This window comes from Tepidiphilus succinatimandens, from assembly GCF_006503695.1.
GTDB classification, from domain to species: Bacteria; Pseudomonadota; Gammaproteobacteria; order Burkholderiales; family Rhodocyclaceae; genus Tepidiphilus; species Tepidiphilus succinatimandens.
In genome coordinates this window covers 23,754-37,468 of record NZ_SBIK01000013.1, presented here as the reverse complement: position 1 = coordinate 37,468, position 13,715 = coordinate 23,754, and the positions used below count along the sequence as shown (strand labels likewise).

At 62.1% G+C, this 13,715-nt stretch carries 10 protein-coding genes; 1 reads left to right on the top strand and 9 read right to left on the bottom strand.

Going from position 1 to position 13,715, the window contains the following annotated elements:
• Window positions 1-10: 10 nt before the first annotated feature.
• Window positions 11-1,021 (bottom strand): GTP 3',8-cyclase MoaA, encoded by a 1,011-nt coding sequence (gene moaA, locus EPD82_RS08775; RefSeq protein ID WP_141056438.1) that lies wholly within the window; start codon window positions 1,019-1,021, stop codon window positions 11-13.
• 55 nt (window positions 1,022-1,076) lie between these two features.
• On the opposite strand from moaA, the gene moaC reads away from it, so the two are divergent.
• A complete protein-coding gene (gene moaC, locus EPD82_RS08770; RefSeq protein WP_141056437.1) occupies window positions 1,077-1,556 on the top strand; it encodes a cyclic pyranopterin monophosphate synthase MoaC in 480 nt (159 codons plus the stop codon).
• Window positions 1,557-1,588: 32 nt separating this feature from the next.
• Here the strand turns inward: moaC and narI are convergent, their stop codons facing one another.
• From narI to EPD82_RS08730, 8 genes are all read right to left on the bottom strand, one after another.
• On the bottom strand, window positions 1,589-2,293 hold the full coding sequence (narI, locus tag EPD82_RS08765) for a respiratory nitrate reductase subunit gamma (RefSeq protein WP_055423060.1): 705 nt from the start codon (window positions 2,291-2,293) through the stop codon (window positions 1,589-1,591).
• 21 nt (window positions 2,294-2,314) lie between these two features.
• On the bottom strand, window positions 2,315-2,983 hold the full coding sequence (narJ, locus tag EPD82_RS08760; RefSeq protein WP_072247912.1) for a nitrate reductase molybdenum cofactor assembly chaperone: 669 nt from the start codon (window positions 2,981-2,983) through the stop codon (window positions 2,315-2,317).
• Window positions 2,980-4,500: a nitrate reductase subunit beta gene (narH, locus tag EPD82_RS08755; RefSeq protein WP_055423061.1), complete on the bottom strand. Its 1,521-nt coding sequence runs from the start codon at window positions 4,498-4,500 to the stop codon at window positions 2,980-2,982. Before narH ends, narJ begins: the two co-directional genes overlap by 4 nt.
• A gap of 10 nt (window positions 4,501-4,510) precedes the next feature.
• A complete protein-coding gene (locus tag EPD82_RS08750; RefSeq protein WP_055423062.1) occupies window positions 4,511-8,242 on the bottom strand; it encodes a nitrate reductase subunit alpha in 3,732 nt (1,243 codons plus the stop codon).
• A gap of 22 nt (window positions 8,243-8,264) precedes the next feature.
• Window positions 8,265-9,680 (bottom strand): NarK family nitrate/nitrite MFS transporter, encoded by a 1,416-nt coding sequence (locus tag EPD82_RS08745; protein WP_141056436.1) that lies wholly within the window; start codon window positions 9,678-9,680, stop codon window positions 8,265-8,267.
• Window positions 9,681-9,698: 18 nt separating this feature from the next.
• Entirely contained in the window at window positions 9,699-10,958 is a 1,260-nt protein-coding gene (locus EPD82_RS08740) for an MFS transporter (protein WP_141056435.1), read from the bottom strand.
• 152 nt (window positions 10,959-11,110) lie between these two features.
• A complete protein-coding gene (locus EPD82_RS08735; RefSeq protein ID WP_055423065.1) occupies window positions 11,111-11,779 on the bottom strand; it encodes a response regulator in 669 nt (222 codons plus the stop codon).
• A complete protein-coding gene (locus EPD82_RS08730) occupies window positions 11,776-13,701 on the bottom strand; it encodes a type IV pili methyl-accepting chemotaxis transducer N-terminal domain-containing protein (protein WP_141056434.1) in 1,926 nt (641 codons plus the stop codon). The genes EPD82_RS08735 and EPD82_RS08730 overlap by 4 nt, the downstream gene beginning before the upstream one ends.
• Window positions 13,702-13,715 lie beyond the last annotated feature (14 nt).

The window sequence follows — 13,715 nt, the reverse complement described above, 5'->3', positions numbered from 1 at the left end:
TCCCCCTTCGTCAGCCGCCGGTGGCGTTCATGTGGCGGAAGAGGACGGGCTTGGCGGTGAGATCGAACTCGTGCCCCTTGGGTTTGATCGCCATCGCGGCAACGATGGCTTCCTTGAGCGGTTCGAGTGCTCCGGGGTGGGTACGCAGCACCCGGCGCAGGTCGACCGAGTGCTCTTGCCCCAGGCACAGCAGGAGCCGCCCTTCGGTGGTGACGCGCACGCGGTTGCAGCTGTCGCAGAAGTTGTGGCTGTGCGGCGAAATGAAGCCGACGAGGGTGCCGGTCTCGGCGATGCGCTCGTAGCGCGCCGGGCCGCCGGTGTGCTCGACGGTGGGCAGCAGCGTGTAACGCTCCGAGATGCGCGCGCGCACTTCGTCGCTGGGCACGCAGCTCGTGCGCCGATCGTGCCCGTCGATCTCGCCGAGCGGCATTTCCTCGATGAAACAGACAGTGAAGTCGCGCTCGGCGGCGAATTCGACCAGATCGAGGATCTCGTCGTCGTTGATGCCGCGCATCGGCACGGCGTTGAGTTTGATCGCTTCGAATCCGGCGCGCCGGGCGGCTTCGATTCCTTCGAGCACCTTGTCGAGGCTGCCCACGCGCGAGATGGCGCGGAAGCGCTCGGGGCGCAGGCTGTCGAGACTCACGTTGATGCGGCGCACGCCGGCCTCGCGCAGCGCGGCGGCGTGGCGGGCGAGCTGGGAGCCATTGGTCGTGAGCGTGAGTTCCTTCAGACCGGGGAGTTTGCCCAGTTCGGCGAAGAGCGAAAGCACGTTTTGCCGCACCAGGGGCTCGCCTCCGGTGATGCGCAGTTTCGTCACGCCCAGCTCGACGAAGGCGCGGCCGATCAGCGCCATCTCTTCCAAGGTGAGGATGCGCGCCTTGGGCAGGAACGTCATCTGCTCGTTCATGCAGTAGACGCAGCGCAGGTCGCAGCGGTCCGTCACCGACAGGCGCACGTAGGTGACGTGTCGGCCGAAGCGGTCGATCAGGGGCGGGGTGGCCGGGGCTCGGGTGTCCATCGCGGCGGCTCCTGTATCATCGTGGGGTCACGAACATCGCGTTTTGGGAGTTGTCATGGCCGATTTGCCGCACCTCACTGCCACCGGCGCCGCCCACATGGTGGACGTCGGGGAGAAGGAGAAGACGCATCGGGTCGCGATTGCCGAAGGATACCTCGAAATGTCGCCGGAAGCGCTCGCGGCGCTCGTAGCGGGCAACCTGAAAAAAGGTGACGCACTGGCGGCGGCGCGCATCGCCGGGATCATGGCCGCGAAACGCACTTGGGAATTGGTGCCGCTGTGCCATCCGGTGGCGCTCACGCACCTGGAAGTGGAGGTGGAGCCGGTACCGGATCGCGTAGCGGTGCGCTGCCGCGCCCGGGCCGAGACGCGCGAGCGCACCGGCGTGGAAATGGAAGCGCTCACGGCAGTGCAGGTGGCGCTCCTCACGGTCTACGACATGTGCAAGGCGATCGACAAGGGAATGCGCATCACCGACGTCGGTTTGGTCCACAAAAGCGGCGGGCGCTCGGGGACGTGGCAGCGGCAGGGGTGAGCGAGGCGAAAACCGCCTCGCATAGGAAATGCTCACTGCGTTTCCTCTCGACCGAGGCGGCGGGTGCGCACGATCTGGTAGGGGCGGACGAGGTAGGCGACGGAGCCAAATCCGCTCCAGATGTGTACGAGGCGGGAGAAGGGGAAGAGCAGGAACAGCGTCATGCCGCAGAAAAGGTGAAGCTTGAACACGAATGGGGCTTCGGCGATTGCCGCAGCGGCCCCGGGACGAAAGGTGACGATGCGCTGTGCCCAGTCGGAAAGCGCCAGCATCACACTGCCGTCGGAATGCCCGGCCGAGACGTAGATGCTCGTGAGCCCCAGCGAGAGCGTCAAGAGGATCCAGAAGAGGATGACGAAGTCCATCGTCTTGCTGTTGGCGCGGATGCGCGGCTCGGTCAGGCGCCGATGGATCAGAAGAAGTAACCCGATCATGCACATCGTCCCGGCGATTCCTCCAGAGACCATCGCCAGCAGCTGCTTGTGCGCTGGCTCGAGGAAGGGTTCATAGACCCAATGGGGTGTGAGCAGACCGACGAGGTGGCCGAGAAAGAGAAAGAGGATGCCGAGGTGGAAGAGGTTGCTGCCCCAGCGCAATTGACCGCGTTTGAGCAGCTGCGAGGAGTCGCTCTTCCACGTGTATTGGGCATAATCGAAGCGCACGAGGCTTCCGAACAGGAAGATTGCCGAGGCGATATAAGGATAAGTGCCGAACAGGAATTGGTGTAGAGAGCTCATGGTCTTCTCCTTGAGGAGCGATCAGCAACCGGCGGGGGGACGAGGGGAAGGCGATTGCCAGCTGGAAGGGGCACCGCAGAGTGCCGCACCGGCTCGTGGGCCGAAGGCGGGGGTTTCGGCCCATGCGGCATCGAGCGCTTCGGGAGTGTCGTCGGGCGAGGTCGCTTCCATTTCTTCCTCCGGCGCCTCCAAGCCCGCGGCGGCCAGGAGCGCAGCGAATACATTGGTATAGTAACTTCGGCGACGCGCAAGTGCGGCGTGGATCATGACCAGCACGTGGGCAGTTTCCCCCAAGAGCTTGGCGGCTTCTCGAGGTTTGCACAGCGAGAGGTATTCGAGCAGCACCGGCAGGTAGTCCGGCAGTTCCCGGGCAGAGAGCTCGAGCCCTTTACTGGCATAGATCTGTTTGAGTTCGACCATCGCCTGACCTCGATCCCGGGATTCGCCGTGGATGTGCTCGAAGAGGTGCAGCGACAATGCCCGGCTGCGATCGAAAAGCTCGACATAGTGTTCCTGCAGGGCCATCAGATCGCTGCCTTGCAGTTGGCCGAGGAAGGCAAGGAGCCGCGCCCGCTCGGCAGATGGCACGATCGCTTCGCTCTCTATCGTCTCGGCGAGTTCGGGCAGTGCCTCGAGGAGCGCTTCATCGGGGTAATCGAGCAGGGCGGCGAGTGCGCGATAGGTTTTCATTTGCTGATCTCCTTGAGAGGAATCACCCGTTTTTTCCCGCCGAAGAGGCTCGGTTTGTCGGGACCGCCGCTACAGCCGTCGCCGAAGCTGAATCCGCACGAAGCGCGCAGATCGTAGGCATCCTCGGCGTATTCGCGGTGCGTGGTGGGGATCACGAAACGGTCTTCGTAATTCGCGATGGCAAGGATGCGGTACATCTCCTGTACCTGGGGTTCGGTGAGCGTGACACGCTCCAGCAGCGCGGCATCGGCCTTGCCCTCGACCGTCTTGCCCCGCATGTAGGCACGCATGGCGAGCAGGCGCTCGAGTGCGCGCTGCACGGGGGCGACATCGCCGGCGGTGAGCAGGTTGGCGAGATAGCGCAACGGGATGCGCAGCCGCGACACGTCTGGCAGCAGGCCATCGTCCGGCAGCAGGCCGCTGTTGGCGGCCGACTGGATGGGAGACAGCGGCGGTACGTACCACACCATCGGTAGCGTGCGGTATTCGGGATGCAGGGGGAGTGCTACTTGCCATTGCACGGCCATCTTATAGACGGGCGAAGCTTGGGCGGCGCGGATCCAGTCGTCGGGGATCCCGTCGGCGCGGGACTGTTCGATCACCTTGGGGTCGAAGGGATCGAGGAAGACACCGAGCTGCGCTGGATAGAGATCCTTTTCGGCGGAACTAGCGGCCTCCTTGATCCGGTCGGCGTCGTAGAGCAGCACGCCCAGATAGCGGATGCGGCCGACGCAGGTCTCGGAGCACACCGTCGGCTGGCCTGATTCGATACGCGGATAGCAGAAAATGCATTTCTCCGCCTTGCTCGTCTGCCAGTTGAAATAGATCTTCTTGTACGGACAGCCGGAGATGCACATGCGCCAGCCGCGGCACTTGTTCTGGTCGATGAGGACGATCCCGTCTTCCTCACGCTTGTAGATGGAGCCGGAGGGGCAGGAGGCAACGCAGGTAGGATTGAGGCAGTGTTCGCATAGGCGCGGCAAATACATCATGAAGGTGTTTTCGAACTGCCCGTAGATTTCTTTCTGGACCGCAGCGAAATTCCGGTCGCGAGCGCGGATGCTGAATTCACCGCCGAGCAATTCTTCCCAGTTCGGCCCTCCCTTGATCTTCTCCATGCGCTGGCCGGTAAGTAGCGAGCGCGGTCGGGCCACGGGTGAGGTCTGCGACAGGGGTGCCTGTTGCAAGTGCTCGTAATCGAAGGTGAAAGGTTCGTAGTAGTCGTCGATCTCCGGCAGGTTGGGGTTGGCGAACAGTGATGCGAGCACACGCAGGCGCCCACCGATGCGTGGCGTAAGTGTGCCGTCCTCGGCGAGCTTCCAGCCGCCTTGCCATTTGTCCTGGTTCTCCCATTCCTTGGGATAACCGACGCCGGGCTTGGTCTCGACGTTGTTGAACCAGGCATATTCGACACCGGGCCTCGAGGTCCAGACGTTCTTGCACGTGACGGAACAGGTATGGCAACCGATGCATTTGTCTAGGTTGAGCACCATCCCGATCTGAGCTCTGACTTTCATGGAGATCTCCTTAGGCGGTTTCGTCGGCAAGGGGCCGGTCGAGCCAATCCACCTTGGCCATCTTGCGCACGATGATGAACTCGTCCCGGTTAGAGCCCACGGTGCCGTAGTAGTTGAAGCCGTAGCTTTGCTGGGCGTAGCCACCGATCATGTGGGTGGGCTTGGGGCACACCCGAGTCACCGAGTTGTGGATGCCGCCCCGCAGGCCGGTCACTTCCGAACCCGGGGTGTTCACGATCTTCTCCTGGGCGTGGTACATGAGGACCATGCCCTGCGGCACCCGCTGGGACACCACCGCCCGGGCGGTGAGCGCCCCGTTCAAGTTGTAGGCCTCGATCCAGTCGTTGTCCTCGATGCCGGCCCTGCGGGCGTCGGCCTCCGAGATCCACACGATGGGGCCGCCCCGAGACAGGGTCAGCATCAGCAGGTTGTCGGTGTAGGTAGAGTGGATGCCCCACTTCTGGTGGGGCGTGATGAAGTTGAGCACCACCTCGGGATGGCCATTGCCCCGCTTGCCCAGGAGCTCGCGCACCGTCTTGGTGTCGATGGGCGGCTTGTAAGCGACCAGCGCCTCGCCGAAAGCCCGCATCCACGGATGGTCCTGGTAGAGCTGCTGGCGCCCGGTGAGGGTGCGCCAGGGAATCAGCTCGTGCACGTTGGTATAGCCGGCGTTGTAAGACACGTGCTCGCTCTCCAGGCCGGACCAAGTGGGCGAGGAGATGATCTTGCGCGGCTGGGCCTGGATGTCGCGGAACCGGATCTTGTCCTCCTCCCTGCCGCGAGCCAGATGGGTGTGGTTGCGTCCGGTGATCTTGGACAGGGCCTCCCAGGCCTTCACCGCCACTTCCCCGTTGGTTTCGGGGGCGAGGTACAGGATCACCTCCGCCGCGTCGATGTCGCTCTCGATCCGGGGCAGCCCCTTGGACACCCCCTCCTCGGCCACCGTGGAGTTGAGCTCCGCCAGCCCTTTCACCTCCTGCTCGGTGTTCCAGCCGATGCCCTTGCCGCCGTTGCCTAACCTGGCCATGAGGGGCCCCAGGGCGGTGAATTTCTTGTAGGTATTGGGATAGTCCCGCTCCACCACCGTCATTTGCGGCCCGGTCTTCCCCGGGATCAGGTCCGCCTCGCCCTTCTTCCAATCCTTGACCTCCAAGGGCTGGGCCAGCTCCGCTGGCGTGTCGTGCAGGAGCGGCGTAAGCACCAGGTCCTTTTCCACCTCCAGGTGCCCCACCGCCAGCTCGGAGAACCTGCGGGCGATGCCCTTGTAGATCTCCCAGTCGCTGCGGGCCTGCCACGCCGGGTCCACCGCTGCCGACAGGGGATGGATGAAGGGGTGCATGTCTGAAGTGTTGAGGTCGTTCTTCTCGTACCAGGTGGCGGTGGGCAGCACGATGTCGGAATACAGGCAGGTGGTGGACATGCGGAAGTCCAGGGTCACCAACAGGTCCAGCTTGCCTTCGGGCGCCTGGTCGTGCCACACCACTTCCTGCGGCTTTTCCTCGTCCATCTGGCCCAGATCCTTGCCCTGCACCCCGTGCTGGGTACCCAGCAAATGCTTGAGGAAGTACTCGTGCCCCTTGCCCGAAGAGCCCAGGAGGTTGGAGCGCCAGACGAAGAGGTTCCTCGGGAAGTTCACCGGATTGTCCGGGTCCTCGCAGGAAAGCTTGAGGCTGCCTTCTTTAAGGGCCTTCACCGCGTAATCCTTGGGATCCATCCCCGCTGCTGCAGCAGCCTTGGTGACCTCCAGCGGATTCGCTGCAAGCTGTGGAGCGGAGGGCAGCCAGCCCATGCGCTCGGCCCGCACGTTGAAATCGATGAGGCTGCCGCGGTATTGCTCCGGGCTGGCGAGGGGCGACAGGATCTCGGACACCTTGAGCTTCTCGTAGCGCCACTGGTCGGTGTGGGCGTAGAAGAAGGACGTGGAGTTCATGTGTCGCGGCGGCCGGTTCCAATCGAGGGCGAACGCCAGCGCGGTCCAACCGGTCTGGGGCCGCAGCTTCTCCTGGCCCACGTAGTGGGCCCAGCCGCCCCCCGACTGTCCGACGCAGCCGCAGAACACCAGCATGTTGATGACCGCTCGGTAATTCATGTCCATGTGGTACCAGTGGTTCATGGCCGCGCCGATGATGATCATGGACTTGCCCCGGGTCTTGTTGGCGTTGTCGGCGAACTCCCGGGCCACCTGGATCACCCGGTCGCGAGGGATGCCGGTGATCCGCTCCTGCCATGCCGGCGTGTAGGGCACGTCGTCGTCGTAGGAGGTCGCCACATTTGCGCCGCCGAGGCCCCGGTCCAGGCCGTAGTTGGCCATCATGAGATCGTAGACCGTGGCCACCAGCGCCTCGCCGTCGGCCAGCTCAACCCGCTTCGCCGGGAGATTGCGCAGCAGCACCTCGTCGTTCGGGTTATGAGGGAAGTGCTCGTGGGGACGCCCGCCGAAGTAGGGGAACGCCACCGGCACCACCGCATCATGCCACCCCAGCAGCGTGAGCCGGGCGCTGATATCGTTGCCGGTGCGGGCGTCCTTCTGCTCTAGGTTCCACTTGCCCGACTCGCCCCAGCGGAAGCCGATGCTGCCGAGGGGGACTGCCAGCTCGCCGCTCGATTCGTCGAACGCCACCGTTTTCCATTCCGGGTTGTTCTCCTGCCCCAGCTTGCCGGCGAAGTCGGAAGCCCGCACCAGCCGGTCCGCCACGTAGCTCTCCCCCTTCTTCTTGAGCAGCACCAGGAACGGCAGGTCGGTATAGCGCCGGGCGTAGTCGCGGAAATACTCGCTCTTGCCCGAAAGATGGAACTCTTTGAGGATCACGTGTCCCATGGCCAGCGCCAAGGCGGCATCGGTACCTTGTTTTGCCGGCAGCCATAGGTCACAGAGTTTGGCCACTTCCGAATAATCGGGAGTGATGGCCACGGTCTTCGCTCCCTTGTAACGGACCTCGGTGAAGAAGTGGGCATCGGGAGTGCGTGTTTGTGGCACGTTCGAGCCCCAGGCGATGAGGTAGCTCGAGTTGTACCAATCTGCCGATTCCGGTACGTCGGTCTGCTCTCCCCAGGTCTGAGGACTGGAGGGGGGGAGGTCGCAGTACCAATCGTAGAAACTCAGGCACACCCCGCCGATGAGCGACAAATAACGGCTGCCGGCGGCGTAGGAGACCATGGACATGGCCGGGATCGGCGAAAAACCAGCGACGCGATCGGGGCCGTATTTCTTGATCGTATAGATGTTGGCCGCGGCGATGATCTCGTTCACTTCGTCCCAGGTGGCCCGCACGAATCCGCCGAGACCGCGCACCGACTTGAAGGCCCGCGACTTGACCGGGTCCTCGACGATGCTCGCCCAGGCCTCCACGGGACCAAGCTTCTCCCGCGCCTCGCGCCACAGCCTCATGAGCCGCCCGCGCACCATGGGATACTTCAGCCGGTTGCCGCTATAGAGATACCACGAATAGCTCGCCCCGCGGGGACAGCCGCGCGGTTCGTGGTTGGGCATGTCCGGCCGTGTGCGCGGATAGTCGGTCTGCTGGGTCTCCCAGGTGACGATGCCGCCTTTCACGTAAATTTTCCAACTGCACGAACCGGTGCAATTGACCCCATGGGTCGAGCGCACGATCTTGTCGTGCTGCCAACGCATGCGGTAGGCGTCTTCCCACGCCCGGTCTTCCTCCCGCACCTGGCCATGACCGTCGGCGAAGACAGGGCGCTCTTGGGTGAAATATTTCAGTCGGTCGAGAAAATGGCTCATGGGTTTCTCCGAAAAACAGGGGTCAGCAGGGAATCTCAGCGTTCTTGCGCGAATAGAACCACCAAGTCACGACGATGCAAGTTAAGTAGAAGAGGATGAAGAGCCATAGAGCAGCCTCGGCTCCGCCGGTGAGGTAGATGGAGGTACCATAGGATTTTGGGATAAAGAAGGCACCATAGGCGGCCACCGCTGAAGTGAAGCCGAGCACTGCCGCCGCCTCCTTGCTTGCGTTTCGCATTGCCTGTGCCTTGGCTTGCTCTCCTTGGCCGGCGCTCCAGCGTTCGTGCAGGGTACGGAAGATCACTGGAATCATGCGGAATGTGGAACCGTTGCCAATGCCGGAAGTGAAGAAGAGCAGCATGAACATGGTGAAGAATCCGGCGAAACTGCCTTCGGTCGGTCCCCAGGGCAGGGCGAAAGCATTGGCCGAGCCTTTGGGCAGGAAGACGAGCACACCGAGCCCAGCGATGGTCATGATAATGAAATTCCAGAAGGTGACGCGGGCACCGCCGACCTTATCGGCGATCCAGCCGCCCAGCGGACGGCTCGAGGCGCCCACCAGCGGGCCGAGATAGGCATATTGCAGAGGGTCGACACCGGGGAACTGCGTCTTGATGAGCATGGGGAATCCGGCCGAATAGCCGATGAAGGAGCCAAAGGTGCCCAGATAGAGCCAACACATCAGCCAGTTGTGCTTGCGGCGGAAGATCACAGCTTGTTCGGCGAAGGAAGCTCTGGCCGAGGCGATGTCGTTCATGCCGAACCAGGCCGCGATCACCGTGGCGAGGATGAAGGGCACCCAGATGAAGCCTGCGTTCTGTAGCCAGATGAGTTTCGTCTCATCCCCTTTGACCCAGGTTTGCGGCCCGCCGCCGAGCGCTCCGAACACGGCGGTAGTGATGACGAGCGGCACGACGAACTGAGCCACTGACACGCCGAGATTTCCCAAGCCGGCGTTGAGCCCGAGCGCCGTACCCTGCAGCGACTTGGGGAAGAAGAAGCTGATGTTGGCCATGCTGGAGGCGAAGTTGCCGCCGCCGAAGCCGCACAGCAGCGCAATCACCAAGAAGGTCACGTAGGAGGTGGAAGGATCCTGTACGGCAATGCCCATCCACAGCGCCGGAATCGCCAGCGAGGCGGTCGACAGCGCCGTCCACAGACGCCCGCCGAAGATGGGGACCATGAAGGAGTAAAAGATGCGCAACGTTGCACCGGAAATCCCGGGCACCGAAGCGAGCCAGAAGAGCTGGTTGGTGGTGAAGTGAAAACCGATGTGCGGCAGATTTACGATCACCACGCTCCATACCATCCAGATGGCGAAGGCGAGTAACAGGGCCGGAATGGAGATGCACAGGTTGCGGATCGCGATGCGTCTGCCCTGCCGTTGCCAGAACACCGGGTCTTCCGGGTTCCAGTTGGTCAATACGCGCGAAGTCATGGGAGTCTCCTGAAAGGCTCAGCGGGAGGAAGGGGTTGGTGTGAAGGAAGATTCGCTACGCCGACGAGGGACGATCTCGGTCCAATACATCCAAACGAGCGACACGAGCGTGATGCCCCACAGCAACATGAAGATGCTCGAGCGCAAGCCGGTAAGGTCGACCAGCACCCCGAAGAGGATCGGCAGCAGGAATCCACCCAATCCGCCGATGAGGCCAACAATGCCGGAGATGACGCCGATGTTTTCGGGATATTGGTCGGAGATGTATTTGAAGACCGAGGCCTTGCCGATGCCCCAAGCAAAGCCAAGCACGATGAGCAGCATCGTGAAAACCCACGGATTGAGCCCGATGTGCAGCGTCAGTGGCCCTTTCACCGTCTGCACCGTCATCTCCGTCTGAGGGTAGGACATGAAAAAAAGGCACACCCAGGAGATGAGAAGCACCCACCAGGTGACGGGGTGAGCACCGTAACGGTCGGAGAGCCAGCCGCCGAGCGCACGGATGACGCCGGCCGGAAGCACGAAGGTGGAAGCCAGCAGTGCGGCGGTACGGATGTCGAACCCATATTCATTGATGTAATACTTTGTCAGCCACAGACTGAGGCCGACATAGCCACCAAAGACGATGGAATAATACTGGCACAGTTTCCAGACGGTCGGATCCTTGAGGGCACGCAGCTGGTCGCGGAAGGTGATGCTCGATTGAACCCGGTGAGAAGGATCGGTGTAGGTGAAACACCAGAAGAGGATGGCGGTGACGAGCATCGCAACCGCGTATACCTTGGGCACGGACTGCCAACCGTAGGCGACGACCAGCGAGGGGGCGACGAACTTCGTGAGCGCAGCGCCGGAGTTGCCCGCCCCGAAAATGCCCATCGCCAAACCCTGCCGGCTCTTGTCGAACCAGCGCGCCACGTAAGCGATGCCGACCGAGAAGGAACCGCCGGCCAAGCCCATGAACAACCCCAGTACGAGGTACTGCCACAGCTCGGTCGCTTGGCTGATCAGGTAGATCGGGATTACCGTGACGAGCATGAGCACCATGAAGACGGGGCGGCCACCGTACTTATCTGTGAGCATCCCCAGGGGCAGCCGGATCAGTGAGCCGGTGAGCACGGGGGTGGCGGCGAGCAAGCCAAATTCGGTTTCGTTGAGCCCCAGCGTCTCCTTGATGGGAATCCCGATGATTGAGAACATCACCCAGACGGCAAAGCAGATCGTGAAAGCGAAGGTACTCGCGCTCAGGACCGAGATCTGCTTGTAGGTTTGCGATGCCATGATCTGCCTCCGTGGTGGAAATCGCCGTTCCGAAAGGAAAAGACGATCATGCAAGCGACGAAGGCAGTGTAGGGTGCGGCGCTCGGCTCTTCCATTCCACGGAAGGTGAAAGAGGGCGAGGCAAAAGGAGGATAAGGGATACGCCGAAAGGACTAGGCTCGGTCTTTGGCCGCCAGACCCTGTTCGACGGCGTAGACGGCAGCTTGAACCCGGCTGGACAAATTCAGCTTGCGTAAAATGTGCTGCACGTGGATCTTGACGGTGCTCTCGGCGAGATCAAGGGCTCGGGCGATCTCTTTGTTGCTCGCTCCACGGGCAAGAAAGGCGAGAATCTCGCGTTCGCGCGGACTGAGTTTTTCGTGTTCCGCCTGCGGTGCGGTCGTTCTGGCCGTGGTGTACCGGATGCCTTCGACGAGCTTGCCGGTCATTTGCGGTGACATCACGGCTTCGCCACGCACCGCACGTCGGATGCCGTCGATGAGCTGGTCTATTTCGATGTTTTTGAGCAGATAGCCCTTGGCCCCCGACTTGAGGCAGTCCATCAGGTCGGACGATTCCTCCGAGACTGTCAATATGACGATCGGCAAAGATGGATGCTCCTCGAGCAGCAAAGCGAGGGTGTCGCGCCCACTCAGGCCAGGAAGGTTCAGGTCTAGCAGCACGAGGTCGGGCTGGAGCTGAGCGCAGCGCTTGATGCCTTCGAGTCCGTCGGCTGCTTCGCCGACAACCTCGATGTCAGGCTGACGGGAAAGAAGCGCCTTGACGCCGCTGCGAAAAAGCGCGTGGTCGTCGATGAGCAAGACGCCGATCTTTTTCGTCATGCAGCCTCCTTTTGAAGTAACGGCAGCAACAGCCGTACGCAGGTTCCTTCAGACGGTGTCGAGAGGATGTCCAGCGTGGCACCGATGCGATGCGCTCGCTCGCGCATGATCTTCAGCCCGACGTGGCCCTCACCATCTTCCAGCCTTCGGGGATCGATGCCGCAACCATCGTCGCGAACCTCGATGCGGTACGTTTCGCCGCGCTGGATCTCCACGGTGACTTCATTGGCAGCGGCGTGCTTGCGTACATTGGACAACGCTTCTTGCACGATGTGCAGGACCTGCAGCTGCTGCTCGGCGGTGAGCGGCATGCCCGCGCCGGAAATCCGCAGATTGGTGTGGATCCCTGTCTGACCCTCGAATTTTTCGAGGGCCGAGCGCACCGTTTCCTCGAATTCACTGGCACCAGGGCGAAGGCGGAAATGGACGAGGAGCTCACGCACGTCGTCATAGCTCTCCTGGATGCCTTCGCGGATCTGGGCCAGCTCGGTGAGCGCCTGTTCTCGCTCGCCGCTCTCGATTGATCGGCGCAACATTTGGGCCTGCAAGTTAAGGAAGGCGAGCGATTGGGCAATCGAATCGTGCAGTTCTTGGGCGAGGAGATTGCGTTCCTCGGACACAGCGAGTTCGCGTTCGCGCGAGACGAGCTGGCGGTTTTCGATGGCGATTCCCAGATGCTGCACTAATGTTTCGAGCAGGCGCCGTTCTTGGGGCGAGAGTTCGCTTGCTTCGCGGAAATAGAGATTGAAGAGCCCCAGCCGCTGTTTTTGCACCGCGATGGGTAGTATCCATACGGAACGATAACCAGCGGCCTCACAGGCATAGGGGAGTTCGCCCTGGGCCGGAAAAGACTGGACGAGCGTTTGCCCCGTCCAGGCGCTGGCGCCGCATAGGCATTCCCCTTGTGCGAGACAGCGTTCCTTGGCAACGAACCCCGGCTGCAGTCCTTCATGTACGAACAGGTGGATTTGCTGCGTCTGAGGGTCGATCATTCGTATCGAAGCAGCGTCGGCCCCCATGGCGGGCAGGACAGCCTGCAGAAAACCGCGGCATAGGGTCTCGATGTTACTGGGTTCCTCGAGAAAGGAAGAGACGCCGTAGAGCAGGGTCAGTTCGCGGGTCCTTTTTTCTAGATGCCTCGTCTTTTCCTCGACGCGCTGCTCCAGCGTGGCATAAAGATCTTGCAAGTGGGCGGCCATGCGGTTGAAACCGCGGGCGAGATCGCCGAATTCATCCTCGCTCTCCACCGGTACTCGGGCGGAAAAATCTTCCTGCTCCATGCGCTGCACCCCTTCTTGCAGGCTGAGCACGGGGCGGACGACGAGCAGAATGATGAGATAGACGAGCGCGACGCTCCCTCCGATCGCCAGGCCCAGGAGCCCCAGTTGCAGGCTACCGAGCAGTGCCGTGTTGCGGGAACTCGCCTGCTCAATATCGGTGACGAGCGCATCGATGCGTCCGACGAATCCGTCGAGCGCACGGCGCAAGCGCGGCAGGTAGTGGAGCCTCTGGTCGGCAGGGATAGTAAGGAGTGATTCGAAGGCGGGACGGATTTCCCCCGACCAGGCGGTTTGGATGTCTGCCAACTGCCGTCGGATGGTGGGTCGTGGCGGTACGAACAGCGGCCGGCTCTGATCGCCGACTTCGAGACGACTCAGAACTTCTTCGAATCGGGCGATCTCTTCCCTGATCTGGTCGCTGAGATTCTCGCCATTGCCTTCGCCGGGTTCGCGCTGGGTTAGTAGAAAGGCAATGCGGTATGAACGCATGCGTTCGCTGCCCAAGTCGTTGATCGCCGCGGCGCTACCTTGGAGCTGCCAGGAAACGTACAAAGTGAATGCGTTGGCCAGCGCGACGAGCAAGGAGAAGGCAATGAAGATGGCCGGGAGGCGGAAACTGAGCCTATGAAAAAACGGCGGCATGGAGAGTGGGCCTG

Coding starts and splice junctions, on each gene's coding strand:
- moaA (WP_141056438.1), bottom strand. CDS start 1,021: ATGGACACCCGAGCCCCGGCCACCCCGCCCCTGATCGACCGCTTCGGC.
- moaC (WP_141056437.1), top strand. CDS start 1,077: ATGGCCGATTTGCCGCACCTCACTGCCACCGGCGCCGCCCACATGGTG.
- narI (WP_055423060.1), bottom strand. CDS start 2,293: ATGAGCTCTCTACACCAATTCCTGTTCGGCACTTATCCTTATATCGCC.
- narJ (WP_072247912.1), bottom strand. CDS start 2,983: ATGAAAACCTATCGCGCACTCGCCGCCCTGCTCGATTACCCCGATGAA.
- narH (WP_055423061.1), bottom strand. CDS start 4,500: ATGAAAGTCAGAGCTCAGATCGGGATGGTGCTCAACCTAGACAAATGC.
- EPD82_RS08750 (WP_055423062.1), bottom strand. CDS start 8,242: ATGAGCCATTTTCTCGACCGACTGAAATATTTCACCCAAGAGCGCCCT.
- EPD82_RS08745 (WP_141056436.1), bottom strand. CDS start 9,680: ATGACTTCGCGCGTATTGACCAACTGGAACCCGGAAGACCCGGTGTTC.
- EPD82_RS08740 (WP_141056435.1), bottom strand. CDS start 10,958: ATGGCATCGCAAACCTACAAGCAGATCTCGGTCCTGAGCGCGAGTACC.
- EPD82_RS08735 (WP_055423065.1), bottom strand. CDS start 11,779: ATGACGAAAAAGATCGGCGTCTTGCTCATCGACGACCACGCGCTTTTT.
- EPD82_RS08730 (WP_141056434.1), bottom strand. CDS start 13,701: ATGCCGCCGTTTTTTCATAGGCTCAGTTTCCGCCTCCCGGCCATCTTC.